The following is a 26776-nucleotide window of genomic DNA, read 5'->3' as shown; positions in this document are numbered from 1 at the left end:
TCTCTATTTAATATAGTGATGAAGGCCTTTTTTAATGAGCTCAACAGAGAGAGAATTTTCGTAATTTAAAACTAAAGGAGCAAATTATGACATACAATAGAAGATTATTCACTTCAGAATCTGTAACAGAAGGGCACCCAGATAAAATAGCGGATCAAGTATCTGATGCAATATTAGATGAGATATTAAAAGATGATCCTAATGCAAGGGTCGCTTGTGAAACTACGGTAACTACTGGTATGGCGTTAATTTCAGGTGAAATATCTACAACAACTTATGTTGATATTCCAAAAGTAGTAAGAGAAACAATTAAAGAGATTGGTTACACACGTGCAAAATATGGATATGACAGTCAAACCATGGCCGTATTAACTGCAATTGATGAGCAATCTCCTGACATCGCGCAAGGTGTCGACACAGCATTAGAATATCGTAATGATGTTTCTGAAGAAGAAATTGAAGCAACCGGTGCTGGTGACCAAGGCCTAATGTTTGGTTATGCTACGAATGAAACGGATACGTATATGCCATTACCAATCTTCTTATCACATCAACTCGCTAAGAAATTATCTGATGTGCGTAAAGATGAAATATTAAAATATTTACGCCCAGATGGAAAAGTACAAGTAACAGTTGAATATGATGAGCAGGATAAACCACAACGTATAGACACTATCGTTGTTTCTACGCAACATGCAGAAGATACTGAATTACAAAAAATTCAAGATGATATTAAAGCACATGTCATTTATCCTACAGTGCCTGAAAATCTATTAGATGAAGACACTAAATTTTATATTAACCCTACTGGTCGTTTTGTGATTGGTGGTCCTCAAGGAGATGCTGGACTTACTGGTCGTAAAATTATTGTAGACACATATGGTGGTTATGCACGTCATGGTGGCGGTTGTTTCAGTGGTAAGGATCCAACAAAAGTTGACCGTTCTGCTGCTTATGCTGCACGTTATGTAGCTAAAAATATTGTAGCTGCTAAATTAGCAGACAAATGTGAAGTACAATTAGCATATGCAATTGGAGTTGCTGAACCAGTTTCAATTTCTATTGATACATTTGGGACAAGTAGCGTAAATGAAAATGAATTAGTAGAAGCGGTACGCAAACATTTTGACTTAAGACCTGCTGGCATTATTAAAATGTTAGATTTAAAACATCCAATCTATAAACAAACAGCTGCCTATGGTCATTTTGGCCGCACAGATATCTTATTACCATGGGAAAAATTAGATAAAGTAAACCTATTAAAAGATTCTGTAGAAGCATAAAAAGCTAACATTTAATTTTGTGGACTTTTCTATCGAATGATGAGCTATTATCTATTATAATTAAGTTATTGAACACATAAAGGAGCGTTTTTGTTATGAATTCATTAGGCCCAATAGAAATTGGTTTAATCGTGGCAATCATCGTAGCAGTCATTTGTTTGATATTATTTATGCTTGCTTTAAAAAGTAAAAAGAAAGCGCAAAAAAAAGCTGAAGAGCAGTATAAATCTAGAGAACAAAAATTAAGCGATGAGCATGAGGAAGAGTTGGAAAAAGAAAGAATAGAAAATAAAAAAACTGTAACGAAGCAAAAGGAAGAATATGTAGCTACAGTTAGTTCTAAAGATAGAGAAATTGATGCCTTGAAATTATTTTCTAAGAACCATAGTGAATATGTAACTGACATGAGATTGATTGGTATCCGTGAACGTCTAGTAAATGAGAAAAGAATACGCCCTGAAGATATGCATATTATGGCTAATATATTTTTACCTAGAAATGAATTTAGTGATGTTCAACGCATCAGTCATTTAGTGCTGACACGTACTGGTCTATACATTATAGATTCACAGTTATTGAAAGGCCATGTATATAATGGCGTTAGTACAGCCCAATTCAAAGAACAACCAATGATGGAGCAAGTATTTAATACTTTAGATCTTGATAAGCGTACGCCACAAACACTTGTATTAGATCAGAATGAAGATGCGCAATCATTATCGTTTGTAAATTATACGTCGCACTTAAATGAAATAGAAAAACTTGCCGGTGATATTCAAACGGAGCTCAATTTAAAATTCACACCAACTACTATTTTGTATTTCAATCCTAAAAATGAAGGTGCTGTAACGATTTCAAATTATGCACAAAGTTCAAATACTAAAGTACTAGTGGGTGCAGAGCAACTTGATGAGTTCTTTAATAAATTTGTATTCCACGGGCGAATTCAATACAATGTTGAAGATTTGCAACGTGTTATGGATGAAATAGAAACATTTAATTAATGTGAAACACTTAATTTAAAAACAGATAGGTAGCCATATAGGTTATCTATCTGTTTTTTTGTTGGATTTTTTAGTACATAAACGATGTGTTTTAAGGGATGATTCAAGAAAATTTGGTTAATTAAAGTCCTTTTAATTTATAATTTAAAGAAAATTGATTAGTATAATAGTTATCTAAATAGAAAAGGGGTTTTTAATTTGGAACATATAACTTTTTATAATGGTAATGAAATGCCGATAGTTGGTTTAGGTACTTTTCGTGTCGAAAATAGTGATGAATGTAAAGCGTCAGTAAAACATGCGATAGAAAATGGTTATACACATATAGATACGGCAATGATATATGACAACGAAGAAAAAGTAGGCGAAGGTATCGCAGAAGGTTTAGCAGCTACTGGTAAAAATAGAAGTGATTTGTTTATCACATCTAAATTATGGTTAACAGATTATGGACGTGAGAACGTTGCAGATGCTTATGAAACGAGTTTGAATAAACTTGGATTAGATTACCTAGACTTGTATCTCATGCATTGGCCAGGTACAGATGAAGCTTTAATGATAGATACTTGGCAAGGTATGGAAGATTTATATAAGAATGACAAAGTGAAAAATATTGGTGTAAGTAATTTTAACTCGGAACATTTTGAAGCGTTGTTAGCCCAAGTTTCTATTAAACCCGTGATAAACCAAATTGAATTCCATCCATATTTATTGCAAGAATCATTAAGAAGATATTTAGAAGTACAGAATATTCATGTGGAATCGTGGTCGCCACTTATGAATGCACAAATTTTAGAAGATGATACTGTAAAAAGTGTTGCATCTGAAGTAGGAAAATCACCAGCACAAGTGATTATTCGTTGGAACATAGAACATGGTGTCGTAGTAATACCTAAATCAGTGACACCTTATAGAATTGAAGAAAATTTAAATGTATTTGATTTCCAATTAACGTCAGCACAAATAGAAAAATTAGATAAACTCAATGAAGATAGAAGAATTGGAGCAGATCCATCAAAATTTAGTGGACACTAGTATTAAAAAGAAGAGAGTAAGTTACAAATACGCGATTCTTAAATAAAAAAGGACCAATCTATTAGTTATTTTAAATAGATTGGTCCTTTTTAAATCTTTTAAAGTTGTATTTATATGCATCTGAATTTCAATCAATCAGCTAAACTATGACATATCCTAATAAACAAGCTAAAAATGAAACACCGTATTGTAATAAAGAATAAATTAAAAAGTTGAACATGTTCTTTTCGGATGTTAGTAATTTGACTAACTCTGAAGATAAAGTGGAAAATGTCGTTAATCCTCCGAGAACGCCGACAATTATAAAGGGATGGACCCAATCTATATTTAATGACATACCCATCAATAAACCGATTATAAAACTCCCTAATATATTAACAATTGGCGTTGCAATAGGTAACGTACTATTAAATCTACTTGTACAAACGTTAGTAACAAAGCCTCTGATTACAGCTCCGAGACCGCCACCTAACATAACTAACAGTAATTGTGTCATGATAAACGAGCCCCCAATTTCACACCAAGATAACAGGTCATTATACCTATGATATAACTACTTAAAGCGTATAAACTCATTAATAAATATGCTTGCTGTTCTAAAAATGAAACAAGCTCAAATTGAAAAGTAGAAAAAGTAGTGAGTGCTCCTAAAAATCCAGTAGTTATACCTTTTTTTAGTAATAGATTATTTCTAAAATACTTTATAGTCATAGTTCCAATAAGTCCCATTAAAAAAGCACCAACAATATTAGCGATAAATGTGCCTGTTGGAAATTCAGCAGTTTGATTAATGAATGTTAATAGATATCTTAGTAAAGCACCAATCGCACCGCCTATAAAAATATATAAGTATTGCATTGTTTTTATTCTTCCTCTCAACAAAAAATAAAAAACTACAAAAGTATTATAACTTTTGTAGCATTAATTAGAAAATAATACCAAACGTTGATAGTGAAGCAACAATATGGATAATAAGCACTACCAATATCACATAAGGTAATATTTTACTTGGTTTTCTAACCCAACCAGAATTTTCATGTAAGTGTTTAATTGATTTATCTGCAAAAATAATTGAAATTATTAAAATAATAGCGTTAATAATACTACAAACAAAAATTAATTTGATCATTGAACTAAAATGCATAGTAATTAGAGGATTTCTAGTATTAAAATACAAGCTAATAATAACCAATAAACTAGATAAATAAAAATAAAGTTTTGAACGTGCCATATTTACCTCCTAGTACAATTCATTAAATAATAATACCATAGATTTACAAAAAATTAACTAATTTGTAAATTTAGAATATATATTAAGATTTAGAGTAAATCATAACAACATATAGCTTCAAGTACGCTTAATGTTTCTTTTTACTCTAAAGATTTTGACAATTCAAGCAAAAAATTAGAATTTAGTGTTTAATGGTGGTATAAATGAGTTGTATGGTTAATAACCGTTATAAAAATAATTCTTTATTGAATTATTTATTTAAGTCAGGAGGAATTAGTAATGGCAAAATTAAATGTTGAAGTGTTTGCAGATGGTGCAGATATTGAAGAAATGAAAACAGCTTATAAAAATAAACAAGTAGATGGTTTTACTACTAACCCTAGTTTAATGGCAAAAGCAGGTGTAACAGATTATAAGGCTTTCGCAGAAGAAGCTGTTCGTGAAATTCCTGATGCTTCTATTTCATTCGAAGTATTCGCAGATGATTTAGAAACAATGGAAAAAGAAGCTGAAATTTTGAAACAATATGGTGAAAACGTATTTGTTAAAATTCCAGTTGTAAACACAAAAGGTGAATCAACTATTTCTCTAATTAAAAAATTATCAGCAGACAATGTACGTTTGAATGTAACTGCTGTTTATACTTTAGATCAAGTTAAAGAAATTACAGAAGCTGTAACAGAAGGTGTTCCAACTTATGTATCAGTATTTGCCGGTCGTATTGCTGATACTGGTGTAGATCCAGTTCCATTGATGAAAGATGCAGCAGAAGTAACGCATAGTAAAAAAGGCGTTAAATTACTTTGGGCAAGCTGTCGTGAAGTAATCAATGTAATCCAAGCGGATGAAGTTGGCGCAGATATCATTACATGTCCTGCAGACGTTGTTAAAAAAGTAAATAACAACCTTGGCCGTGATGTTAACGAATTATCAGTTGATACAGTACAAGGATTTGCTAAAGATATTCAAAGTTCAGGATTATCTATTCTTTAATAGAAAATTAAGAAATTTAAATTTCAAATAATAATAAGCTGAGGCAATTCATTCTAAATGAGTTGCCTCAGCTTTTATATTGAGTATAAGTATAGGATATTGAGATATCTGTTATACTGTTGAAGGCTTTAAACTTCAAATACATATATTTACTTGTTCGATTAAACTATGAATGATAAGGAGCCGAAGATTATTTATGAAAATACAGCAACCCAAAATTAGCGTAAATTTAGAACTTAAAGAATTAGAAGAAATTTTTCAAGACGAAGAGGATATAGTTGAAGTTGCAAAAATACAAAATGCTAATTTAAGTAATAAAGTTTTAGAAAGGTTTGTAGTTTATGGTTCTTATATCAAGGATTGTGATTTTTCTAACTCTGATTTAGGTCGTGCTGATTTTACAGATGTTATTTTTGAAAATTGTGATTTCTCGAATACGAAAATGGACCATGGCTCCATACATAGAGTGATATTTAAAAGTTGTCGTATGACTGGAACTTTATTTAACTATATGAGGTTTGGAAATATAGTGTTTGATGAAGTGAAAGCTGATTTTATAAGTGTTGTGGACTCTAAGATAGAAGCGCTGATGACACAAAAAAGTAACTTTGAAAATGCTGAATTTCATAATTCAAATTTGAAAAAGGTTGTTTTTGACAATAGTAATTTAGAACATTTATCTATTTACCAAACCTCATTAAAAGATTGTGATTTAAGCCAATCTTATTTTGAGTCATTTGTGGTTAATAAAGAAGACTTATATGGTTGCAAAGTTTCCAGAAATCAGGCTGTACAATTTGCTGCATTAATGGGGTTAGTTATCGTAGATTAGATAAAATAAAAATTAATACAAATATTTTAAAATTTAATTGAATAAACTAGATGATTGATTTATTATTTAATGAGTATAGAGCACTATGAAAGTTCTAAAGGAGAAACATTTATGAAACTAAATATCTTTAAACAAAAAGTTAAAAAGCAATTATGGTTTTTAAATAAGAAAGAGAAAAATCAATTAAATAAAATATTAGAGGAAGTTACTAAGTCTAGTGACGGACAAAATTTTAATCGTCCTATTGCATTTTCAAATCAATTTTTAAAGGAATATGTCTTTAGAGAGAAAGTCGTGTCATCGACACAATTATTTGCATTGCTTATAGGTATTTTAAGCACTTATATCGTGCTATTAGGCTTGTTTTTATTTGGTTTTTTGGCAAGTCTATCATCTGTGCAGTACTTTATTAAACCTGAAGTGCAATTAGCTACCACTACTGTTATTTTGACCTTGATTGGCTCAATATTACTATTAATCGTCAGTTTATATTTGATTAAAATTGTAACTGCTTATTTTACGAAAAAATTATTAGAATATAAGCATAATAAGGCGTTATAGTTAAATAATGCTACGTTAAATGGTGAGAAAGTGTTAAACTTTCTTGCCATTTTTTATAAATAAATACATAGGAGGCATTAATTGTAATGTAGGTAGCGTTTTCAAAGTGTATAATTGTTTGTGCTCCTTTTGACTTTAATCCAGTGATTGAGATTGCGTTAATATAATATTGTATTGGTGAGCGCTGTGGTTTTACTGGAAATAATGTTATATCGCTATTAATATATATTGGAACGAGCTTCCGTATTTTTAGTAATTGTTTAGCTTGTTTTGTCTGAAGTGTTAAGGATAAATGTCGTGATTCTAAAAAATAATTTAATGTGAGATTAATTGTAGTAGGGTAAGTGAATTGGTGTGTAGTATATTGGCATATTGTTAATATTTCTGGTCCAACAACTGTTTTGAAATAGAGCAATTTAGTAAGTGGAGTCATATCACATTCACCTCAATCTTAGGTATAAAATTTTAAATACTTTTGTTGAATTCGTTTTTGATAGTTTTTTAAAGTTGAGACAGAACAATTTAGAAGTTTTGCAATTTCATATTGTTTAAGCCCCGCAAATTTTAATAGTAGCCATTGCTGTTCTTTATCAGCCAATAACAATAAAAATTGTTGGAAGACTAGCATACTGTCATAATCAACATTATTTAAAGTAGTTTTAACTTCTTGCTCTAAAGCATCAATTAGAGGTAGAGCATGGTGTTTACGGAAAAGGTCTATCAAATAGAAATTTAACCGTGAATATAAGAAGGCGTTTAATGAGTTGCTCTTTTGTGAATTGTAGATTTTGCTTAGCTCCCACATTTTAATTAAGAGGAGTTGAGCATATTCATCATAATTGTACTGAATATTGTACTTTTTTAATAGATAATGAATAATATGTTTGTACTTTTTATAAACTTCTTCAAAGATCATTCATTCTCTCCATTGTCGTATATACAACATATATTTCCGGATATTATTATTTTATTATAAGAAATAGTAATTTTCATTTGCCAAATAGGCATAATAGGTGTTAAATAGTAGTCATAAGATAGATAAATTTTAAGTTTTATAACATTAGCGCGTATTCAACTTAAAGATATAACACTTTAGAGGTATATTATTATCTTCGGACAATTATCAGGAGGTTTATATGGATTACGCATATTTAAATTTAGAACATTTTTTCGCAAAGCATGATGATTTGGATATAATTAAAGACAAATCAGATTTTGTTATGATAAACAATATGGCAAATGAAATGATGTATCGAGATGGGGAAATAGAAGGTACGATTGATTTAAATCGTTATTTTTATAAAAATAGATCACAAGCTGTAAGCTTTATTATAATGGATTATTATAAAAGTCAAGAGTAATGAAATTAAAATTTCATTACTTTTTTTATGAATATGTAACAAAATTCATATTAAATTGTCTGTTCAAGTAATTAGTGTTAAACTTTATTATCGGATATCTTTAAAGCTATGATACATATGATGAAGGTGTGACCTTCCTAATTATTACCTAAGAGGTGTAAACATGACGAAGCATAAAAAAGGCTCAATTCTATCAATCATTGTTTTATTGATAGTCTTAGGTGTAGCTGTGGTTGTTGTTTTTTCAATGATCTCAGATCAAATCTTTTTTAAAGAAGTTGACGAACAAGAAAAAGTAGAAAATCTTAAAGTAACTTTGGATAAAGCATCTGAAAAACAAATTGATAATTATACAAGTCAACAAGTTTCAAGTAAAGATAATAAAACATGGAGAGATGCGTCGTCTACTGAGATAAAAGCTGCGATGAATAGTAGTGAATTTATTGAAAGTGATACGCAAAAATACCAGTTTTTAGAATTAGATAAATATCAAGGTATTGATGAAAATAGAATAAAACGCATGCTCATAGATAACCCTACGTTGTTAAAGCATTCAGATGATTTTATAAAAGCAGCACAAGACAAGCACGTTAATGAAGTTTATTTAATTTCACATGCATTACTTGAAACAGGCTCTGCTAAAAGTGAGCTCGCAAGTGGCGTAGAAATTGATGGTAAAAAATATTATAACTTCTTTGGTGTAGGTGCACTTGACGAAGATCCGGTTAAAACAGGTTCAGAATATGCAAAAAAACATGGCTGGGACACACCACAAAAAGCAATTAGTGGCGGCGCTAACTTTATCCATGATCACTTTCTAGCTAATGAAGATCAAAACACGCTTTATAGTATGAGATGGAACCCTAAAAATCCAGGAGAACATCAATATGCTACAGACATTAAATGGGCTGAAAGTAATGCGACTTTAATGGCTCATTTCTATAAAGATATGAAAACAGAAGGCAAATATTATAAATATTTTGTTTATAAAGATGATGAAAAGCACAAAACTAGATAAGTATTTGTGAAATATTAATTTCTAATACAATAGAGAACTAAGAGAACGTAGACAAACCAATTGCTATAAAAGCAATTGGTTTGTTTTTTTTATAGATATTATTCTCTTGAGTCAAAATTCGGTCATTAATTTTTATATGAAATAGAGTGAGTACCTTTCGCTTGTTCAGTTATATATCTATTTTTATGTGCGTTTGCCAATATATTTATTTTTTTTGAAAATGGCAGTGTTTAGAACCAACGCTTGACTAGTTAATAAAGTATTAGCTGAAGACTTTAGGATGAGGCTGTGCCAGCAGAAAGCGTGCACAAAAAATGCTAACAAAAGTGGAGGTTTTGTCGACGCTCTGAAAGAGGCTGAGATATAAATATATGTTTCGGTTTCAATTATTATATTGGTTGTGGCTGACTGAAGGTAAAATACGCTTATACTAAGATGTTGAAGAACTACTACTTCATTTAAGAAGACAAGCAGTTTTTATGCAAGAGACAGCTCTTGTATTTAATTTTATATAAAGAAAAGAGTCTCCATTTTTGGAAACTCTTTATAGTTATTCAACTTTATTTTTTTGGCTTATAAGTATGAAGAACATGAGTGCTGATATAAACACTTTTATAGTAAATTTCATATTATCACTTCCTAATCTATGCCAACATATTAACATTAATTTGATGTAAAGATATATCGATAACTATTGACAAGCGTATATATTGTGCATTATTCTTTGTCAAAATAATTGTGCTCTTTTAAAAATTCTTCTGCAACAACTGCTGGTTCTTTGTCTTCTCCATCTGCTTCATAATTCAATTTTTGCATTTGTTCAGTACTTATTTTATCGTTCAATTTATTGAGTGCTTTCTTAACTTTTGGTTGTTCTTTTAATAGTTTGTTTGGTGCTACAGCGCTTGCATCATATGTTGGGAAGAACTTTTTATCGTCTTTTAGTACTACTAAATCATAAGCTGCAATTCTACCATCAGTCGTATAGCCTAGAGCAACATCTAATTTTTTACTTTTCAAAGCATCGTAAACGAGTCCGATTTGCATTGGCTTAATAGAATCAAATGCAAAACCATAACGCTCTTGGAAAGGTGCATAACCATCACCGCCACGTTTAATCCAAGTGGTATCTGTGCCTACGTCTATTTTATCTTTTACTTTTTCTAAATCTGAAACAGTCTGTAAATCATATTTTTCTGCAGTTTCTTTAGTTACCATAAAAGCAAAGGTATTTTCAAAACCATATGAATCAAAAAAGGTCTGGTTAAATTTTTGCTGAAACAATTTTTTAGTTAAATTCATTGCTTTTTTAGGGTCAGTAATGGGTTCAGATTCAAGCACACCCACCAAATCTGTCCCAGTATATCTTGTACTCGAGATATCAGCGTCGTCATTCATTAGGGCATTATGCTGAATTGTGGCTGAGCCTAAGTTATTAATGATTGACCCTTTAATTTCACCTTTTGTATCATGTTCGATAAGATCTATTATCATATATGCCATGATTTGAGACTCACTCGTAGTCAAAGCTGAAACTTTAATTTCATCCTTTGATTGGCTTCCACCAAGTCCTGGCAATCCACAACCGGATAATAACATTGTACTCGCTATAATTAAGAATAATAAATGTTTTAAAAATTTCATTGTCTAGCTCCTTAAAATAATTACAGAAATAATATTTTTTCAATATATTAATATTAACATATTTATCAAAATATTATAACAACATTAAATTGTACAGTTATTGAATACATTAGCATGTAATATAAGGTTAATCATTGCTATAATGAATATAAATAATTTTAATAAGGATGTGTACAATGCGAATAGCTATCATAGGAATGGGAACAGCGGGTGTAAGCTTGCTAAAGGAATTAGTGAAACATGATAATTTTGCAACGATGAATATAGACGTGTACGATAATCCTAAAAATATGGGGAAAGGTGTACCTTTTCAAAATGACAGTGATCAATTGTTAATTAATATGCCTGCCAAACAAATGTCTTTAAACTTAGAAAATCAAGGCGAGTTTTATGAATGGTATAAATCACAATCGATATTTAAGTTTTCTAATCCGGAGTATTTACCAAGATTTATATTTGGACATTATATGAAAGCTTTTTTAGAAAAATATAACCATCAATTTGAAAGTGTCCAGATGATTAAAGAAGAAGTGTCAGAAGTTTTTATTGAGGCTGATGTAGGTCAAACGGATGTTAAATATTATGTTTGTACGTCGAAAGACATGTCAAATTGTCAAAAGTATGATGCCGTATTTTTAACGATTGGTACACTGTCATACCATGATCCGTATCATTTGAAAGGAAATAAGGGATATATTCATACACCATATCCAACTTATAATACGTTAGACGATGTGAATGATACTGACAGAATAGCCATCATTGGCACAGGTTTAGCATCTTTAGATGTGATTCGTTATGTTACTGCACATCATCCTAAATTACCGATTACTATAACAAGTCGCAAAGGTCAATTACCAAGTGTAAGAGGTGAAATGCCTGACATTGAATTTAAATACTTAACACCTGAAAATTTCAATACAATAAAGAACGAAAATTTCGGAAATGTACCTTTGGAAAAAGCACTAAACTTATTTATGAAAGATTGTGCATATTATGATATTGCAATTAAAAAATTAGTGCACCGTAGACAAAATGATCCGGTGAAGGATTTAACATATGATTTAGAACACGAAACTGAAATAGGAGCATTCCAAAGTATACTTGAATTAGTAAAAGAAAATTTAAATTGGATATGGAATAGTTTCAGTAGAGAAGATCAAAAACGATTTTTAAAAGATTACCAATCTATATTAAAGGATAATTCTAACCCGATGCCTCCACGTACTGCTAAATTAATTATAGAGCATATAAAAAATGGGACTATTGAAATTAAAAGTGGTCTAGAGGATGTTCAATATGAAGCAAGTCAATTTTATTTCAAATATAAAAATGAAACAGGGGCAATCCATAAATTTGATGTCGTAATCAACGCAACTGGTTCAAAAACGCAACTTTCAGATCTTGATAGTGATGATCAATTGGTTTTGAACCTTGAAAATAGACAGGTTGTACAAGCACATCCGCTTGGTGGTATTCAAATTATTGCTGAAACAAATCAAATTATAAGCCCCCGCTATGGAACGCTTAAACATATGTACGCATTAGGTCAGTTAACAAATGGAATCAATCAGTCTAGAAATGGTGTAGCAATGATAGTTAAACAAGCAGTAAGCGTAGTAAATCAATTGTTAGCTGATAAGTAATTGTAAAAATGAAATCATTAACTGTATATTTTTGAAGATTTTAATTTTTTTAAAATGATAACTATAATATAAAGGTTAAAAAAGTCATAATACAAATTAATTTTATATTCATTAATTTAAGTAAAAAGCTTTTCCTATTAGTATTTAAAGCATTTTAATAATAATAATGCGTTGAAAATAAAGCCGACTTAGATAATATGAATTGTCATTCTGTTTAAAATGTAGTACGATATTGTTGTAACTTAGTAATAGTTACTTGACTCAATCATTAATTACAATTTCATAGATATTCTTTCGGGGCAGGGTGAAATTCCCAACCGGCAGTAAACAAAGCCTGCGACCTGCATTTGATTGTTCAAATGTGGCTGATCTAGTGAGATTCTAGAGCCGACAGTAAAGTCTGGATGGGAGAAAGAATGAAGTATAACAAAAATGACACTTTTTAAGTGTTTATTTGGCATACACTTATGTTTGAAAATAGATAAGTGTATTTAACTTGAAGCTAATGATGTTATATCAATATATCCCACACCTGAAATATTTTATTTCAGGTGTTTTTTTATTATTTAGAGGTGATAACGTGAGTCAATATTTAAATTATGCAATCCAATTAGCAAAAATGGTAAGTGGTCAAACGGGTGTAAACCCACCTGTAGGCGCCGTAGTTGTTAAAGACGGACGAATCGTAGGTATGGGTGCACACTTAAAAAAAGGCGATAAACATGCTGAAGTACAAGCGTTAGATATGGCGCAAGATGAAGCTGAAAATGGTACTATATTCATTTCATTAGAACCATGTACACACTTTGGTTCAACTCCACCTTGTGTGAATAAAATTATCGACTTTGGCATAAAGAAAGTTATATATGCTGTAAAAGATAAGACTTTACCATCTAACGGTGATGAAATATTACAACAAGCAGGAATAGAAGTTGAATTTCGTCATAATGCAGAAGCAGAGCACTTGTATAAAGACTTCTTTATAAGCAAAAGTAAAGAGGTACCTGAAGTGACAGTTAAAGTAGCTTGTAGTCTAGATGGTAAACAGGCTACTGATAAAGGTGAAAGCAAATGGATAACGAATAAAGCCGTCAAACATGATGTATTCAACCTGCGTCATACGCATGATGCTGTACTTACAGGCAGAGGCACATTAGATGCAGATAACCCTCAATATACAACACGAATTGAGGAAGGTAAGCATCCAATAAAAGTAATTTTATCGCAATCAGGCCAAATTGATTTTGAATTAGACATGTTTAAAAATGCTAATACACCTATATGGATTTATACACAAAATGAAAACTTAAAAACAGATATTGAACAAGTAGAAATTATTATTTTAACTGATTGTTCAATTGAAAATATTTTAACAGATTTATATCAAAAGGGAATTGGGAAATTGTTAGTAGAAGCAGGTCCAACCGTATCTTCAGCATTTCTACAATCTCAATATACGAATGAACTTATCTTATATTATGCCCCGAAAATTATAGGTGGTTCTGGTAATTATCAATTTTATCAAACTAAAAACATTTTTGGATTATCAGAAATACCACAATTCGAAATTGTTAATTCTCAAATGCTTGAGCAAAACATTAAATTAGAGTTGCGAAAGAAGTGAATAATCATGTTTACCGGTATTGTTGAAGAAATAGGCACGATTAAAAAAATAACGACACAACAATCTGTAGTTAACTTAACGATTGATTGCGAGACCATCTTATCAGACATGCATATAGGAGATTCTATAAGTGTGAATGGCGCATGTTTAACTGTAGTTGATTTTAATAAGCATTCGTTTTCTGTACAAGTGATTAAAGGCACAGAAAACAAAACTTATCTAAACCATTTAAACCATTTAAACCAATCTGCAGAAGTGAATTTAGAAAGGGCGATGAGTGGTCAAGGTCGTTTTGGAGGTCACTTTGTGCTAGGACACGTAGATGAAGTAGCTAAGATTACACGTGTTCAAGCATCAGATAATTCTAAAATTATAACAATAAAACCGAATACTACACTCATTAAACAAATGGTGCCGCAAGGTTCCATAACTGTAGATGGCGTGAGTTTAACTATTTTTCAATTAAAAGATACTGAATTCGACATCCATCTCATTCCTGAAACACGAAGATCCACTATTTTAAATCAAAAACGTGTAGGCGATCCGGTCCATATTGAAACTGATATGCTATTCAAATATGTAGAGAGAATTGTCAGTAATAATGAATCAGGGTTAAGCACTGAAAAGCTTAGAGCATTTGGATTTTAGGAGGGGTAATATGAAATTAGATAATATAGATACAGCGCTTGTGGAACTTAAAAAAGGTAAAAGTATTGTTGTCGTTGATGACGAAAACAGAGAGAACGAAGGCGACCTAGTAGCTGTGACAGAATGGATGCAAGAAAATACCGTTAATTTCATGGCGAAATATGCTAGAGGACTCATTTGTGCACCAATTAGCAAAGATATAGCAAGAAAATTAGAACTCAAGCCCATGGTCGATCATAACTCTGATATCTATGGTACAGAGTTCACTGTGAGTGTCGATCATATTAATACGACGACCGGTATCAGTGCCGGAGAAAGAACAATGACAGCAAAAGCGTTAATAGAGGAAAATGCCACAGCTAGTGATTTTAATAAACCAGGTCACTTATTTCCATTAATTGCACAAGATAATGGTGTGTTAGAAAGACGTGGTCATACAGAAGCATCTGTAGATTTAGCAAAATTAACAGGTGCTAAGCCAGCAGCATTAATTTGTGAAATTATGAATGAAGATGGTTCTATGGCTAAAGGTGAAGAATTAGAAGCCTTTAAGGAAGAACATGAGCTTGTAATGATTTCAATTGAAGATTTAGAAACATATAGAAAATCATTAACATCTAAGTTAGAAGCAAAAGCAAAAGTGAAATTGCCTACTAAACATGGTAAGTTTGATATGTATGGTTTTACTTCACAGACAAGTGGCGAAGAACTTGTGGCGATTGTAAATGGAGACATAAAGAAAACTGAAAACGTGCGTATTCATTCTTCTTGTCTGACGGGCGACATTTTTCATAGTCAAAGATGTGACTGTGGAGAACAACTTGAAGCTTCTATGAAATATATAAGTGAACATGGGGGTATCATTTTATATTTACCTCAAGAAGGTAGAGGTATTGGTTTAATTAATAAGTTGAAAGCATATGAACTAATTGAACAAGGTTATGATACTGTGACAGCTAATATTGCTTTAGGTTTCGAAGAAGATTTGAGAGATTATAAAGATGCCGCGAAAATTTTGAAATATTTTGGTATTGAAAGCGTGAATTTGTTAAGCAATAATCCCAAAAAATTCGAAAGTTTAGAAACTTATGGTGTGAATATTGCTAAAAGAATTGAGCTAGTAGTTCCAACAAATAAATTTAATCAAGATTATATGGATACAAAAAAGGAAAAAATGGGTCATTTAATATAGGAGGTCAATAAGATGAATTTTGAAGGTAAATTAATAGGTTCAGATTTAAAAGTAGCAGTTGTGGTAAGTAGGTTTAATGATTTTATTACAAGTCGTTTATTAGATGGTGCTAAAGATACTTTAGTACGACATGAAGTGCAGAAGGAAAACATTGATGTAGCATATGTACCAGGTGCGTTTGAAATTCCATTAGTAGCAAAAAAATTAGCTCAAAAAGGTGAATATGATGCTGTAATTACTTTAGGTTGTGTAATAAGAGGATCTACTTCTCATTATGATTATGTTTGTAATGAAGTGGCGAAAGGTGTTTCTAAGGCAAACGATGTTGCTGATACACCAGTTATCTTCGGTGTTGTAACAACTGAAAATATTGAACAAGCAGTAGAACGTGCGGGTACAAAAGCAGGAAATAAAGGTTCAGATGCAGCAATTAGTGCAATAGAAATGGCTAATTTATTGAAAGAAATATAATAGAACAAAACTGATAACCAACCATTTAAAAGGGATTTAGAAGTTTCTACTAAATTAAAAGAATTGGACAATAACGATTTCGTTAAGTCCAATTCTTTTTTGTATTAAAATTATTTTTTGAAAAGACGATATACTAAGGTACTTGATGCTCCAAAGGCTGCAACTACACCTGTAACGATACCCACTTTTTTCATTACTTCTGGTTTCATTAATTCTTTAAACATTAAATTTAAATTCTGAGGTCGTTCAGCTAGTCGTCTCATAAAGTAACTAAACCAATCATCACCATATGGTACATAAATACAGAAATTGTTACCTTCACCAGCTATTATTTCTGCTAAATCAGTACGGAAACCATATAACATTTGAAATTCGTACTGATCTTTTTCAATATTATTGTCTTTAATAAATTGTTTTATATGTGTAATAACTTTATCATCATGGGTAGCAATTGAAGTTACATTTTTAGCGTTTAATAATCTTTTTTCAATTAAACGTATGTAATTTTCGTCAATGTCTTCTTTAGTTTGATAAGCTATTGTATCAATTTCTTTATATGCGCCTTTAACCATACGCAATCGTAATTCTGGATATTTTTCTACAAGTGTATCAGCTTCATATAAATAACCTTGAATTACTGTACCTACATTTTTGAATTCGCCTTTTAAACGATCTAATACTTGCGTAATGTCAAATAAACTATCATACTTTTCAGTATCGATATTAATATGCATATTATTAAACTCATTAGCTTTTAATAATATTTCACGGAGATTGCGATAAGCAAGATCTAAATCAAATTCAGAGCCTAATTGGCTTAATTTAATAGACATGTGACCATCTAAGCTATGATTGTAAATAGCGTACATCACTTCTAATATTTGATCTTTTGATTGAATTGCTTCACCTTCAGTTACAACAAATTCTCCAAGGCAATCTACAGTAACTGTAATTCCCTTGCTGTTTAGACGTTCAATTGTGTCTAACAAGGCTTTGATTGTATTGCCGGCAACCACTTTATTAGCACCGAGCATTGGACCGATTTCCTTTGCAGTCTTATTTAAAAAAGGATTGTTAGATAACCCGATAAAAAATTTTTTCACAATTGGCATATTAATTCCTCCCATTCTGCTTACAGCTGATCTTTCAAGATAAGTGTAGCATGAATCTAAAAGGAATGAAAACGTTTACAATGGCATATATTACACCTTGTTTTATTTAATACACATATGGAGAAGTGTTGATTATAAGATGCGTTTAATTTTTAAAACAAATTGAGTTTTTCACATCCTTGGTTATCTTTAAAATGGAAAAAGCACCTCGTATTTTGATATAATATATATAATGAAATTTAACGAAAAGGGGAAGTATGTATTATGTGGAAATGGGAAACCGAAAAGGAAGCTAAAGGTGTCGTTGTAATTGCACATAACATGCTTGAACATACGGGAAGATACGCATATGTAATTACGATGCTTCGCCGAAATGGATATCATGTTATTATGGGCGATTTACCTGGACAAGGACAAACGTCACGTTCTAACAAAGGTCAAATCAACAATTTTGATGTATATCATGAACATATTTTAGAGTGGATTAGAATAGCGAATGAATATAAAATACCTACTTACGTGTTAGGCGTCGGTCTAGGTGGTTTAATTATTCTTAATTTACTTGAAAAAGTAGAAGTACCAATTGAAGGTTTGATGCTTTTATCTCCACTTTTAGAATTTAAGAAGAGTAATAAATCTCGTAAAGATAAAATAATTTCAAATATAGGTAAAGTAGCTAAAGATACAAGATTTAAAGTAGGAATCACAGTTGAAGACTTAACTCGAAACGAAGAAGTCATTGGAGAAACAAAAAATGACCAGCTGATGTTGCAGAAAGTTACTTATCATTGGTATAAACAAATCATAGAAATTATGCAAGAAACAGTAACACATTTAACTGATATTAAATCATTACCACTACTTTTAATGTATGGTCTAGAAGATCAAGTTGCAGATGTATCCACAATGAAATTAATTAAAGACAAAGTGAAAACGGATGAATTATATTTCAAAGCATGGAAAGGACTTTATCATGAGGTACATAATGAACCTGAAAGAGATGAAGTAATGAGATATATCTTGGCATTTTTAAATAATAGTGCAAGTAATAATGGTTTTATTGTTCATGATGAACATGAAGTATCTTAATTAAAAGCATCACCATATTAAAATAGGGTAAGAAAAGCATCGGAAAACATAAAATGTTATCTGATGTCTTTTTTTATAAAAATCATCGAGAATATGGAGTATGCACATCATTCTTATGGATGTTATTAAAAACGTTTGTGAAAAAAATAACAAAGTTATTGAAAAACTCGTAAAATACTGTTACATTTATATTGTGAAATAAATCACAATATGTGACTTAAAGATTGAATACGTGAGGAGAATTATATAATGAAACAAGTGAAAAATAATAAAGTAGTGTTAATAGGTGATGGGGCGGTAGGTTCAAGTTATGCTTTTGCATTAGTAGCACAAAGTGCTGCAGATGAATTAGTAATTATTGATTTAGACGAAGAAAAAGTTAGGGGCGACGTCATGGATTTAAATCACGGCGCGCCATACGGTGATTTACCAGTGAAAATTAAAGCAGGTACATATAATGAATGTACAAATGCAGATTTAGTTGTTATTACTGCTGGAGCAGCTCAAAAACCAGGTGAAACACGCTTAGATCTTATTGAAAAAAACACTAAAATTTTTAAAGGAATTGTTTCTGAAGTTATGAAATCAGGATTCAATGGTATTTTCTTAATTGCTACAAATCCGGTAGATGTCTTAACATATGTGACATACAAAGTATCTGGTTTATCGAAAGAAAAAGTGATAGGGTCTGGTACAATTTTAGATACAGCACGTTTTAAATATGAATTAGCTAAAGAATTTGGCATTTCACCAAACAGCGTGCATGGGCAAATCATCGGTGAACACGGCGATTCAGAATTAGCGGTATGGTCTCAAGCTAATATAGCCGGTCAGTCTTTGTATCAACTATTACAAGATGACCCTGAAAAACAACACAGAGTTGAAGAGATTTTTACAAATACGCGTGATGCAGCTTACGATATAATACAAGCAAAAGGTTCAACATATTATGGTATTGCAATGGGATTACTACACATTACAAAAGCAATTTTAAATAATCAAAATATTGTATTAACAATTTCAAGTTATTTAGAAGGTGAATATAACCAAAAAGATGTCTATATTGGTGTACCAACACAAGTAAATAAAGAAGGTGCTGTGAAAGTTTTTGAAATGTCTCTAGACAGCCACGAGCGCGAATTATTAGAAAAATCAGCTGCTATTTTGAAAGAAATGCAAAATAAAATATCTCATATAATTGCATAATTCATAGTTTAAATTTAAACTGTAAATGAGGTTAATTTTATTAAAAATTCAAATGTTATTTCAGTGAAGAATTTATTTACTAAGAATGATGTTTTTGATAAATTAATTTTACATGTTTAACTTTATACTATGATTGGGGGATTATTCTATGGGGAAGACATTTACTGATAATGTTGATGGCGTTTTAAGATTAGAAATGGTGCTGAATGACATCGAAGATATCTTTAACAAAGTTCAAAAGCAGTACAAGATGTCGAAAGAAGAAATATTGATTCTTTTAACGCTTTGGAAAGAAGGATCGATGACTTTAAAGGAAATGGATGATTTTGTACACATTAAATCTTATAAGCGTACAAGAACTTATAATGATTTAGTGGAAAAAGCGTGGATCATTAAAGAAAGACCACAAAATGACGAACGTACAGTTATCATTCATTTCAATGAAGATTTAAAAGCGCAACGGGAAAGCCTTTTAAATTTCTTCAAAGAAGAAATTGAATCAAAATCAACTAGCATTCAAACTAGTCTTAAATCTATCATTAACTTATAGGGAATAAGCAAGGCCTCGGTAGTCAAATACCGAGGCTTTTGTTTATCTTGTTTAATTTTATTGTAAATAAGATTTGTGCACGCTTTCCTCAGGTACAGCTTGAGCCTATAGTCTTTGGCTTGTGCTATTCCTATTGGAGTCAGCACAAATCAGTGATAGTAAATGGAAAATGGATTAAAATATAAACAAACCAAACGTTAGTATTTACGTTTGGTTTGTTTGAGGTTTAAAATAGCTATTTTGTCTTCGAATAAAATGTTAATAACCGTGATTGCGTTTAGAAATCATACCTTGAATCCATTAGGTATTAAAAGTCTGAATTTTTTCAAGTGCACAGATAAACGGCGGGTTATTCTGTTGATTAATAAATTGATATTGCAATACATGTGCTTTAGTTTGATCAAATTGTGATAAATATTCAATTATAGTATCACGTTCTAACTTGCCTTCATCATGACCATGATAAATCACTAATATGATGAGGCCCTCTGGAGCTAACATATCAAAAATTGAGTTGATAGCAGATAATGTACTTTCAGGGTGGGTAACAATGGATTTATCACCTTTAGGTAAATATCCTAAATTGAAAATTGCAGCATCCACTTCACTCTTTTGAATGTGTTGTTTTACATGTGCATGGCTATCTTGAATCAACGTTATATTGTGATAACCTTCAGTTTTTTGTTTTGTATTGTTAATGGCTTCTGTTTGGATATCAAATGCATATACTTTACCTTGTGGCACTTGTTGTGCAAGAAAAAGTGTGTCATTGCCATTACCACAAGTAGCATCTATGACAATGCTTTCTGATGTAATGTGTTGTTGGAGCAATGTTTTTGCAAATGGTAAAATACGTTCTAATTTCATGACTTTATCGTGCTTTCAAAATGTTTACCTTGATATGATTCTCTCCGACCAAGTTCATTGTCGATTTCGTTCAGTACTTCCCATTTATTAACGCTCCACATTGGACCTACCATTAAATCAATCGGGCCATCACCAGTAATTCTATGAATAATCATTTCTTTTGGAATGATTTCTAATTGATCACAAACTAATTTAGTGTATTCATCCTGTGACATAAATTCTAACATGCCTTTATCATACTGTTTCACCATTGGCGTGCCCTTAAGTAAATGAAGTAAATGGATTTTAATACCTTGGACGTCCATTTGAGCGACTTCTTTAGCCGTCTCCATCATCATCGTATAGTCTTCGCCTGGCAAACCATTAATAATATGCGTACAAATATTAATATTATGCTTACGTAATTTTGCGATACCTTCATAATATGTTTGCATATCATGCGCACGATTGATTAAATCTGATGTTTCTTGGTGGACTGTTTGTAAACCAAGCTCTACCCATAAATATGTACGCTCGTTTAACTCTGCCAAATATTCAACCACATCATCAGGCAAACAATCAGGTCTTGTACCTATAGAAAGGCCAACAACACCAGGTTCCTTCAAAGCAGTTTCATATTTTTCACGTAATTCTTCGACAGGCGCATGAGTATTTGTAAATGCTTGGAAGTAAGCAATGTATTGACCGTCACTCCATTTTTCGTGCATTCTATCTTTAATTTGTTGAAATTGTACATCGATTGGATCCACACGATTACCTGCAAAATCTCCACTACCTGCAGCTGAACAGAAAGTACATCCTCCATGTGCTACAGTACCGTCTCTATTAGGACAATCAAAGCCACCGTCAATTGCTACTTTGAAAATCTTTTGTCCGAATTTATTTTTTAAGTGATAATTCCAAGTGTGGTATCTTTTGTTTTCGAATGCGTAAGGGAAAAATTGTCCCATATAACATTTTCCTTTCTGAATTCATTCTAGTTAAAGATTTTAACATATTTTAATGATATAGTGTTTAGAGTAAAATTAGAAATTTTTAAAATAGAGAGGAGCTTACTGTTATGAAAATGCCTAAATCAGTGTGGTGGTTAGTTATTGGGATGGCATTAAATATCACTGGCTCAAGTTTTTTATGGCCCTTAAACACAATTTATATGAATGAACAATTAGATAAAAGTCTTACAATGGCTGGTTTTGTCCTAATGATTAATTCGTTTGGTATGGTCATTGGTAATTTATTAGGTGGTAATTTATTTGATAAATTAGGTGGCTATCCGACAATTATGATAGGTACTGTTATATGTTTAATTAGTACAACGTTATTAAATTTCTTTCATGGATGGCCTTGGTATGGAGTTTGGCTCGTTGCATTAGGTTTTGGTGGGGGGATGATTATTCCAGCTATTTATGCTCTCGCAGGAGCGGCATGGCCTCAAGGTGGACGTCAAACATTTAACGCAATCTATTTAGCGCAAAATTTAGGCGTCGCGATAGGAGCAGCATCTGGAGGTTTTGTGGCAGAGTTGAGTTTCAATTATATATTTATAGCCAACTTATTAATGTATGTAGCGTTTGCAGTGGTAGCAATGACACAATTTAATATTAAACTTGATGTGAAAGTAAAAGCGAATGATACGATGTCTTTATTATCTAAACAAAACAGAGTTCAATTTACTGCGCTATCACTTTTATGTGTGATGTTTAGTATTTGTTGGATTGCATATATTCAATGGGAGAGTACGATTGCTTCTTTCACTCAAGAAATTAATATGTCAATGAGCCAATACAGCTTGTTATGGACTGTTAATGGTATTATGATTCTGGTAGCGCAACCGCTAATTATGCCGGTAATCAGGTTACTAAAAGGTAATTTGAAATATCAAATGTTTGTAGGTATAGCGATTTTCATAGTGTCATTTTTAGTGACGAGTTTTGCTGAACAATTTTCAGTGTTCATGATAGGTATGATTATACTGACATTAGGTGAAATGTTTGTTTGGCCAGCCGTTCCAACGATTGCAAACCAATTAGCTCCAAAAGGAAAAGAAGGGGCGTTTCAAGGGTATGTTAACTCAGCAGCAACTGTAGGTAAGGCTTTTGGTCCGCTTATAGGCGGTGTTCTTGTAGATTCACTAAATATGAAAGCGATGTTTTTAAGTATGATGGTTTTACTTGTTATCGCAGTGTTTTTCTTAATGATTTATGATAGTAAATTACCAAAAGATGTGTAAGTTTTACGTGGAAAATAAAAAATATAGTGATTTGATCGAACAGGTATAAGGTTGCTTGTTCGATTTTTTTGTAAAAAACTAACAAATCGCAACACAGAAACTTTTAGTGCAGCTTTATTTCGCGTTTTCCACTTGAAATAAAACCCTTTTTCAAATATCATTAGTAATGTATAGGAGTAGTAACTTGATAGCTTTTCTAAAGAGAACTAGGAAAGGTGGAACCTAGTGTTAAGCATTAAGTGAACTTACCAGGACTTAAATGAATTTATAACATCTCTAACTATTAATTTAAATGAGCGCACATTTAATGTGAAACTGGGTGGTACCGCGGTGAAAGTCGTCCCTTTTGAAATCGATAATAGTCTGAGGTGTTTTTTTATTGAATAGGAGGAAAAGTAGTGAATTACAATCATAATGAAATTGAAAAGAAATGGCAGGATTATTGGGCAGAATATAAAACTTTTAAAACGAGCGATAATTTAGGTCAAAAAAAATTCTATGCGCTAGACATGTTTCCATATCCATCAGGTTCAGGACTTCATGTAGGCCATCCAGAAGGTTATACAGCTACAGATATTATTTCTCGTTATAAACGTATGCAAGGTTATAATGTGTTACATCCAATGGGATGGGATGCATTCGGCCTTCCTGCAGAACAGTATGCCTTAGACACTGGGAATGATCCTCGTGAATTTACTAAAGCAAATATTCAGACGTTTAAACGTCAAATTAAAGAATTAGGTTTCAGTTATGATTGGGATAGAGAAGTTAATACTACAGACCCAGAATATTATAAATGGACGCAATGGATTTTTATTCAATTATATAATAAAGGACTCGCTTACGTTGATGAAGTTGCAGTAAACTGGTGTCCAGAACTTGGAACAGTACTTTCAAATGAAGAAGTTATTGATGGTTTGTCTGAACGTGGTGGTCACCCTGTGGTAAGAAGACCAATGAAACAATGGGTATTAAAAATTACTGAATATGCAGATCGTTTACTTGAAGATTTAAATGACTTAGATTGGCCTGAGTCATTAAAAGACATGCAACGTAACTGGATTGGCCGTTCAGAAGGGGCTGCTATCTCATTCGATGTAGAAGACAGTGATGCCCAAATTGAAGTATTTACAACACGTGCAGATACTGTATACGGCGCAACGTTCTTAGTGTTAAGTCCGGAACATGAACTTGTAAACCAAATTACAACTGATGATCAAGAAGCGGCTATTAAAGATTATCAACATGAAGCGGCTAAAAAGTCAGACTTAGAACGTACAGGTTTATCTAAAGAAAAATCAGGTGTGTTCACTGGTGCATATGCAACGAATCCTTTATCTGGACAACAAGTTCCAATTTGGATTGCTGATTATGTACTTGCCACATACGGAACTGGTGCAGTTATGGCAGTACCAAGTGGAGACCAAAGAGATTATGAATTCGCAAAAACTTTTGACTTGCCAATTTTAGAAGTTATTGAAGGTGGAGACTTAACACTAGAAGCCTATGATGGAGATGGACCACATGTTAATTCAGGCGAATTAAATGGTTTGTATAACGAAGAAGCGATTGCTAAAGCAATTGAATTGTTAGAACAAAAAGGTTCAGGTACTCGAAAAGTAAATTATAAATTACGAGACTGGTTATTTAGTCGTCAAAGATATTGGGGCGAACCAATACCTGTAATTCATTGGGAAGATGGTTCAATGACCACAGTTCCAGAAGAAGAATTACCGTTGCTTTTACCTGAAACGGATGAAATTAAGCCTTCAGGTACAGGCGAATCTCCATTAGCTAACATTTCAGATTTTGTTAATGTAGTTGATGAAGAAACTGGAATGAAAGGTCGTCGCGAAACAAATACCATGCCACAATGGGCAGGTAGTTGTTGGTATTATTTAAGATATATTGATCCAGATAATGATCAAATGCTTGCAGATCCAGAAAAATTAAAACACTGGCTACCGGTTGATTTATACATTGGTGGTGTGGAACACGCGGTACTTCACTTATTATATGCGAGATTCTGGCATAAAGTTTTATATGATTTAGGCGTAGTCCCTACGAAAGAACCATTCCAAAAATTATTTAACCAAGGCATGATACTTGGTGAAGGTAATGAAAAAATGAGTAAGTCAAAAGGTAATGTAATCAACCCAGATGATATCGTAAAATCACATGGTGCAGATACTTTACGTATGTATGAAATGTTTATGGGACCACTTGATGCAGCAATTGCATGGAGTGAAAATGGTTTGGACGGCTCTAGACGTTTCTTAGACAGAGTTTGGCGCTTATTAGTTACTGATGATGGTTTGATTTCTGATAAAGTGGTAAACCATAACAGTAAAGCTTTAGATAAAAGTTATCATCAAACAGTGAAAAAAGTCACTGAGGATTATAATACTTTGAATTTCAATACTGCGATAAGTCAACTTATGGTATTTATCAATGATTGTTATAAAACAGATGAAATTTATAAACCATATATTGAAGGATTCATTAAAATGTTGGCACCAATTGCACCACATATAGCAGAAGAATTATGGACGCAACTTGGACATGAAGAAACAATCACTTATCAACCATGGCCTTCATATGACGAATCATTGCTCGTTGACGATGAAATCGAAATTGTTGTTCAAGTGAATGGTAAAGTGCGTGCTAAGATTAATATTCCAAAAGGCACTTCAAAAGAAGAAATGGAACAATTAGCACTTGATAATGATAATGTTAAAGCTGAAATTGAAGGTAAAGATATCAAGAAAGTCATTGCAGTACCAAAAAAATTAGTTAATATTGTAGCTAAATAATAGTAGGAGGAATTATTTTATGGAGTCTATTACAATTGATGAGTTGAAAGATAAAGTTTTGAATTCTGATCCAATTCATATCGTTGATGTTAGAACAGATGAAGAAACAGCTATGGGTGTGATACCAGGCGCAGAAGAAATACCGATGAGTCAAGTTCCAGATGAATTAAATCATTTTAACAAAAATGAAACATACTACATTATCTGCAAAGTGGGCGGACGTAGTGCACAAGTTGTTCAATTCCTTGAGCAAAATGATATACATGCAGTTAATGTTGAAGGCGGTATGGATGCATGGGGCGACGAAGGTTTAGATATCAAGAGTGTTTAAATTAAAAAAGCATATAATCTGGAATTAAAAAGTTC

At 31.9% G+C, this 26776-nt stretch carries 28 protein-coding genes and 1 riboswitch; of the genes, 19 read left to right on the top strand and 9 right to left on the bottom strand.

Annotated elements, in window-relative coordinates:
• The first annotated feature begins 86 nt into the window (after positions 1-86).
• The 3 genes from metK to ACA31_RS06260 all read left to right on the top strand — a co-directional run bounded on the left by metK (position 87) and on the right by ACA31_RS06260 (position 3322).
• On the top strand, positions 87-1283 hold the full coding sequence (metK, locus tag ACA31_RS06270) for a methionine adenosyltransferase (protein WP_057512496.1): 1197 nt from the start codon (positions 87-89) through the stop codon (positions 1281-1283).
• Between the two features lie 95 nt (positions 1284-1378).
• Complete coding sequence (locus tag ACA31_RS06265; RefSeq protein WP_057512495.1) at positions 1379-2287, top strand: nuclease-related domain-containing protein; 909 nt, start codon at positions 1379-1381, stop codon at positions 2285-2287.
• Positions 2288-2485: 198 nt separating this feature from the next.
• Positions 2486-3322 (top strand): aldo/keto reductase, encoded by an 837-nt coding sequence (locus tag ACA31_RS06260; protein WP_057512494.1) that lies wholly within the window; start codon positions 2486-2488, stop codon positions 3320-3322.
• Between the two features lie 139 nt (positions 3323-3461).
• Here ACA31_RS06260 and ACA31_RS06255 read toward each other — a convergent pair whose 3' ends face one another.
• From ACA31_RS06255 to ACA31_RS06245, 3 genes are all read right to left on the bottom strand, one after another.
• Positions 3462-3818: a fluoride efflux transporter FluC gene (locus ACA31_RS06255; RefSeq protein WP_057512493.1), complete on the bottom strand. Its 357-nt coding sequence runs from the start codon at positions 3816-3818 to the stop codon at positions 3462-3464.
• The gene (gene crcB, locus ACA31_RS06250) at positions 3815-4180 is read right to left on the bottom strand and encodes a fluoride efflux transporter CrcB (protein ID WP_057512492.1); all 366 of its coding nucleotides are present in this window, start codon (positions 4178-4180) and stop codon (positions 3815-3817) included. The genes ACA31_RS06255 and crcB overlap by 4 nt, the downstream gene beginning before the upstream one ends.
• Positions 4181-4247: 67 nt before the next feature.
• Positions 4248-4553, bottom strand: coding sequence for a hypothetical protein (locus ACA31_RS06245; protein ID WP_057512491.1), 306 nt, complete (start codon positions 4551-4553; stop codon positions 4248-4250).
• 279 nt (positions 4554-4832) lie between these two features.
• Here ACA31_RS06245 and ACA31_RS06240 point away from each other — a divergent pair, with 279 nt between their 5' ends.
• The 3 genes from ACA31_RS06240 (at position 4833) to ACA31_RS06230 (ending at position 6939) form a co-directional block, all read left to right on the top strand.
• The gene (locus tag ACA31_RS06240) at positions 4833-5546 is read left to right on the top strand and encodes a transaldolase (protein WP_057512490.1); all 714 of its coding nucleotides are present in this window, start codon (positions 4833-4835) and stop codon (positions 5544-5546) included.
• A 196-nt stretch (positions 5547-5742) separates the two neighbouring features.
• Entirely contained in the window at positions 5743-6378 is a 636-nt protein-coding gene (locus ACA31_RS06235; protein WP_057512489.1) for a pentapeptide repeat-containing protein, read from the top strand.
• Between the two features lie 111 nt (positions 6379-6489).
• Positions 6490-6939, top strand: coding sequence for a hypothetical protein (locus ACA31_RS06230; RefSeq protein WP_057512488.1), 450 nt, complete (start codon positions 6490-6492; stop codon positions 6937-6939).
• Between the two features lie 10 nt (positions 6940-6949).
• On the opposite strand, the gene ACA31_RS06225 is transcribed toward ACA31_RS06230, so the two are convergent.
• Together ACA31_RS06225 and ACA31_RS06220 are read right to left on the bottom strand one after the other, a co-directional pair.
• Positions 6950-7372 (bottom strand): competence protein ComK, encoded by a 423-nt coding sequence (locus ACA31_RS06225; RefSeq protein WP_057512487.1) that lies wholly within the window; start codon positions 7370-7372, stop codon positions 6950-6952.
• A gap of 18 nt (positions 7373-7390) precedes the next feature.
• Complete coding sequence (locus ACA31_RS06220) at positions 7391-7855, bottom strand: sigma-70 family RNA polymerase sigma factor (protein WP_057512486.1); 465 nt, start codon at positions 7853-7855, stop codon at positions 7391-7393.
• 220 nt (positions 7856-8075) lie between these two features.
• Between ACA31_RS06220 and ACA31_RS06215 the strand changes: the two genes are divergently transcribed.
• Together ACA31_RS06215 and ACA31_RS06210 are read left to right on the top strand one after the other, a co-directional pair.
• On the top strand, positions 8076-8300 hold the full coding sequence (locus tag ACA31_RS06215) for a hypothetical protein (RefSeq protein ID WP_057512485.1): 225 nt from the start codon (positions 8076-8078) through the stop codon (positions 8298-8300).
• A gap of 163 nt (positions 8301-8463) precedes the next feature.
• On the top strand, positions 8464-9318 hold the full coding sequence (locus ACA31_RS06210) for an N-acetylglucosaminidase (protein WP_057512484.1): 855 nt from the start codon (positions 8464-8466) through the stop codon (positions 9316-9318).
• A 717-nt stretch (positions 9319-10035) separates the two neighbouring features.
• On the opposite strand, the gene ACA31_RS06205 is transcribed toward ACA31_RS06210, so the two are convergent.
• The gene (locus tag ACA31_RS06205) at positions 10036-10962 is read right to left on the bottom strand and encodes an osmoprotectant ABC transporter substrate-binding protein (protein ID WP_057512483.1); all 927 of its coding nucleotides are present in this window, start codon (positions 10960-10962) and stop codon (positions 10036-10038) included.
• 176 nt (positions 10963-11138) lie between these two features.
• Here ACA31_RS06205 and ACA31_RS06200 point away from each other — a divergent pair, with 176 nt between their 5' ends.
• The 5 genes from ACA31_RS06200 to ribH all read left to right on the top strand — a co-directional run bounded on the left by ACA31_RS06200 (position 11139) and on the right by ribH (position 16543).
• Positions 11139-12608 (top strand): FAD/NAD(P)-binding protein, encoded by a 1470-nt coding sequence (locus tag ACA31_RS06200; RefSeq protein WP_057512482.1) that lies wholly within the window; start codon positions 11139-11141, stop codon positions 12606-12608.
• A gap of 286 nt (positions 12609-12894) precedes the next feature.
• Positions 12895-13028, top strand: a riboswitch (FMN riboswitch).
• A 160-nt stretch (positions 13029-13188) separates the two neighbouring features.
• Positions 13189-14232, top strand: a complete 1044-nt coding sequence (ribD, locus tag ACA31_RS06195) for a bifunctional diaminohydroxyphosphoribosylaminopyrimidine deaminase/5-amino-6-(5-phosphoribosylamino)uracil reductase RibD (RefSeq protein ID WP_057512553.1) — start codon at positions 13189-13191, stop codon at positions 14230-14232.
• 6 nt (positions 14233-14238) lie between these two features.
• Positions 14239-14880 (top strand): riboflavin synthase, encoded by a 642-nt coding sequence (gene ribE, locus ACA31_RS06190; protein WP_057512481.1) that lies wholly within the window; start codon positions 14239-14241, stop codon positions 14878-14880.
• Between the two features lie 10 nt (positions 14881-14890).
• Positions 14891-16072 carry a 3,4-dihydroxy-2-butanone-4-phosphate synthase gene (ribB, locus tag ACA31_RS06185; RefSeq protein ID WP_057512480.1) on the top strand — a complete coding sequence of 394 codons (1182 nt, stop codon included), beginning with the start codon at positions 14891-14893 and terminating at the stop codon, positions 16070-16072.
• 12 nt (positions 16073-16084) lie between these two features.
• Positions 16085-16543, top strand: a complete 459-nt coding sequence (gene ribH, locus ACA31_RS06180) for a 6,7-dimethyl-8-ribityllumazine synthase (RefSeq protein WP_057512479.1) — start codon at positions 16085-16087, stop codon at positions 16541-16543.
• A 110-nt stretch (positions 16544-16653) separates the two neighbouring features.
• On the opposite strand, the gene ACA31_RS06175 is transcribed toward ribH, so the two are convergent.
• A complete protein-coding gene (locus tag ACA31_RS06175; protein ID WP_057512478.1) occupies positions 16654-17655 on the bottom strand; it encodes a proline dehydrogenase family protein in 1002 nt (333 codons plus the stop codon).
• Positions 17656-17919: 264 nt separating this feature from the next.
• On the opposite strand from ACA31_RS06175, the gene ACA31_RS06170 reads away from it, so the two are divergent.
• From ACA31_RS06170 to ACA31_RS06160, 3 genes are all read left to right on the top strand, one after another.
• Positions 17920-18744 carry an alpha/beta fold hydrolase gene (locus tag ACA31_RS06170; protein ID WP_057512477.1) on the top strand — a complete coding sequence of 275 codons (825 nt, stop codon included), beginning with the start codon at positions 17920-17922 and terminating at the stop codon, positions 18742-18744.
• A gap of 249 nt (positions 18745-18993) precedes the next feature.
• The gene (locus ACA31_RS06165; protein WP_057512476.1) at positions 18994-19950 is read left to right on the top strand and encodes an L-lactate dehydrogenase; all 957 of its coding nucleotides are present in this window, start codon (positions 18994-18996) and stop codon (positions 19948-19950) included.
• A 148-nt stretch (positions 19951-20098) separates the two neighbouring features.
• Entirely contained in the window at positions 20099-20500 is a 402-nt protein-coding gene (locus ACA31_RS06160) for a transcriptional regulator, SarA/Rot family (RefSeq protein ID WP_021339039.1), read from the top strand.
• 300 nt (positions 20501-20800) lie between these two features.
• On the opposite strand, the gene ACA31_RS06155 is transcribed toward ACA31_RS06160, so the two are convergent.
• Positions 20801-21367 carry a tRNA (mnm(5)s(2)U34)-methyltransferase gene (locus ACA31_RS06155; RefSeq protein ID WP_057512475.1) on the bottom strand — a complete coding sequence of 189 codons (567 nt, stop codon included), beginning with the start codon at positions 21365-21367 and terminating at the stop codon, positions 20801-20803.
• Complete coding sequence (locus ACA31_RS06150; protein ID WP_057512474.1) at positions 21364-22317, bottom strand: TIGR01212 family radical SAM protein; 954 nt, start codon at positions 22315-22317, stop codon at positions 21364-21366. The genes ACA31_RS06155 and ACA31_RS06150 overlap by 4 nt, the downstream gene beginning before the upstream one ends.
• Before the next feature lie 110 nt (positions 22318-22427).
• On the opposite strand from ACA31_RS06150, the gene ACA31_RS06145 reads away from it, so the two are divergent.
• The 3 genes from ACA31_RS06145 (at position 22428) to ACA31_RS06135 (ending at position 26741) form a co-directional block, all read left to right on the top strand.
• Positions 22428-23597 (top strand): MDR family MFS transporter, encoded by a 1170-nt coding sequence (locus ACA31_RS06145; RefSeq protein ID WP_057512473.1) that lies wholly within the window; start codon positions 22428-22430, stop codon positions 23595-23597.
• 398 nt (positions 23598-23995) lie between these two features.
• Positions 23996-26410, top strand: coding sequence for a leucine--tRNA ligase (gene leuS / locus ACA31_RS06140; RefSeq protein ID WP_057512472.1), 2415 nt, complete (start codon positions 23996-23998; stop codon positions 26408-26410).
• 19 nt (positions 26411-26429) lie between these two features.
• Positions 26430-26741, top strand: a complete 312-nt coding sequence (locus ACA31_RS06135) for a rhodanese-like domain-containing protein (protein WP_057512471.1) — start codon at positions 26430-26432, stop codon at positions 26739-26741.
• Positions 26742-26776: the final 35 nt, after the last annotated feature.

This window comes from Staphylococcus sp. NAM3COL9 (assembly GCF_001431205.1).
Classification (GTDB): domain Bacteria; phylum Bacillota; class Bacilli; order Staphylococcales; family Staphylococcaceae; genus Staphylococcus.
Note: the sequence above shows the minus strand (reverse complement) of the source record. Positions and strands in the feature narration are given on the sequence as shown.

Coding starts and splice junctions, on each gene's coding strand:
- metK (WP_057512496.1), top strand. CDS start 87: ATGACATACAATAGAAGATTATTCACTTCAGAATCTGTAACAGAAGGG.
- ACA31_RS06265 (WP_057512495.1), top strand. CDS start 1,379: ATGAATTCATTAGGCCCAATAGAAATTGGTTTAATCGTGGCAATCATC.
- ACA31_RS06255 (WP_057512493.1), bottom strand. CDS start 3,818: ATGACACAATTACTGTTAGTTATGTTAGGTGGCGGTCTCGGAGCTGTA.
- crcB (WP_057512492.1), bottom strand. CDS start 4,180: ATGCAATACTTATATATTTTTATAGGCGGTGCGATTGGTGCTTTACTA.
- ACA31_RS06245 (WP_057512491.1), bottom strand. CDS start 4,553: ATGGCACGTTCAAAACTTTATTTTTATTTATCTAGTTTATTGGTTATT.
- ACA31_RS06240 (WP_057512490.1), top strand. CDS start 4,833: ATGGCAAAATTAAATGTTGAAGTGTTTGCAGATGGTGCAGATATTGAA.
- ACA31_RS06235 (WP_057512489.1), top strand. CDS start 5,743: ATGAAAATACAGCAACCCAAAATTAGCGTAAATTTAGAACTTAAAGAA.
- ACA31_RS06230 (WP_057512488.1), top strand. CDS start 6,490: ATGAAACTAAATATCTTTAAACAAAAAGTTAAAAAGCAATTATGGTTT.
- ACA31_RS06225 (WP_057512487.1), bottom strand. CDS start 7,372: ATGACTCCACTTACTAAATTGCTCTATTTCAAAACAGTTGTTGGACCA.
- ACA31_RS06220 (WP_057512486.1), bottom strand. CDS start 7,855: ATGATCTTTGAAGAAGTTTATAAAAAGTACAAACATATTATTCATTAT.
- ACA31_RS06215 (WP_057512485.1), top strand. CDS start 8,076: ATGGATTACGCATATTTAAATTTAGAACATTTTTTCGCAAAGCATGAT.
- ACA31_RS06210 (WP_057512484.1), top strand. CDS start 8,464: ATGACGAAGCATAAAAAAGGCTCAATTCTATCAATCATTGTTTTATTG.
- ACA31_RS06205 (WP_057512483.1), bottom strand. CDS start 10,962: ATGAAATTTTTAAAACATTTATTATTCTTAATTATAGCGAGTACAATG.
- ACA31_RS06200 (WP_057512482.1), top strand. CDS start 11,139: ATGCGAATAGCTATCATAGGAATGGGAACAGCGGGTGTAAGCTTGCTA.
- ribE (WP_057512481.1), top strand. CDS start 14,239: ATGTTTACCGGTATTGTTGAAGAAATAGGCACGATTAAAAAAATAACG.
- ribB (WP_057512480.1), top strand. CDS start 14,891: ATGAAATTAGATAATATAGATACAGCGCTTGTGGAACTTAAAAAAGGT.
- ribH (WP_057512479.1), top strand. CDS start 16,085: ATGAATTTTGAAGGTAAATTAATAGGTTCAGATTTAAAAGTAGCAGTT.
- ACA31_RS06175 (WP_057512478.1), bottom strand. CDS start 17,655: ATGCCAATTGTGAAAAAATTTTTTATCGGGTTATCTAACAATCCTTTT.
- ACA31_RS06170 (WP_057512477.1), top strand. CDS start 17,920: ATGTGGAAATGGGAAACCGAAAAGGAAGCTAAAGGTGTCGTTGTAATT.
- ACA31_RS06165 (WP_057512476.1), top strand. CDS start 18,994: ATGAAACAAGTGAAAAATAATAAAGTAGTGTTAATAGGTGATGGGGCG.
- ACA31_RS06160 (WP_021339039.1), top strand. CDS start 20,099: ATGGGGAAGACATTTACTGATAATGTTGATGGCGTTTTAAGATTAGAA.
- ACA31_RS06155 (WP_057512475.1), bottom strand. CDS start 21,367: ATGAAATTAGAACGTATTTTACCATTTGCAAAAACATTGCTCCAACAA.
- ACA31_RS06150 (WP_057512474.1), bottom strand. CDS start 22,317: ATGGGACAATTTTTCCCTTACGCATTCGAAAACAAAAGATACCACACT.
- ACA31_RS06145 (WP_057512473.1), top strand. CDS start 22,428: ATGAAAATGCCTAAATCAGTGTGGTGGTTAGTTATTGGGATGGCATTA.
- ACA31_RS06135 (WP_057512471.1), top strand. CDS start 26,430: ATGGAGTCTATTACAATTGATGAGTTGAAAGATAAAGTTTTGAATTCT.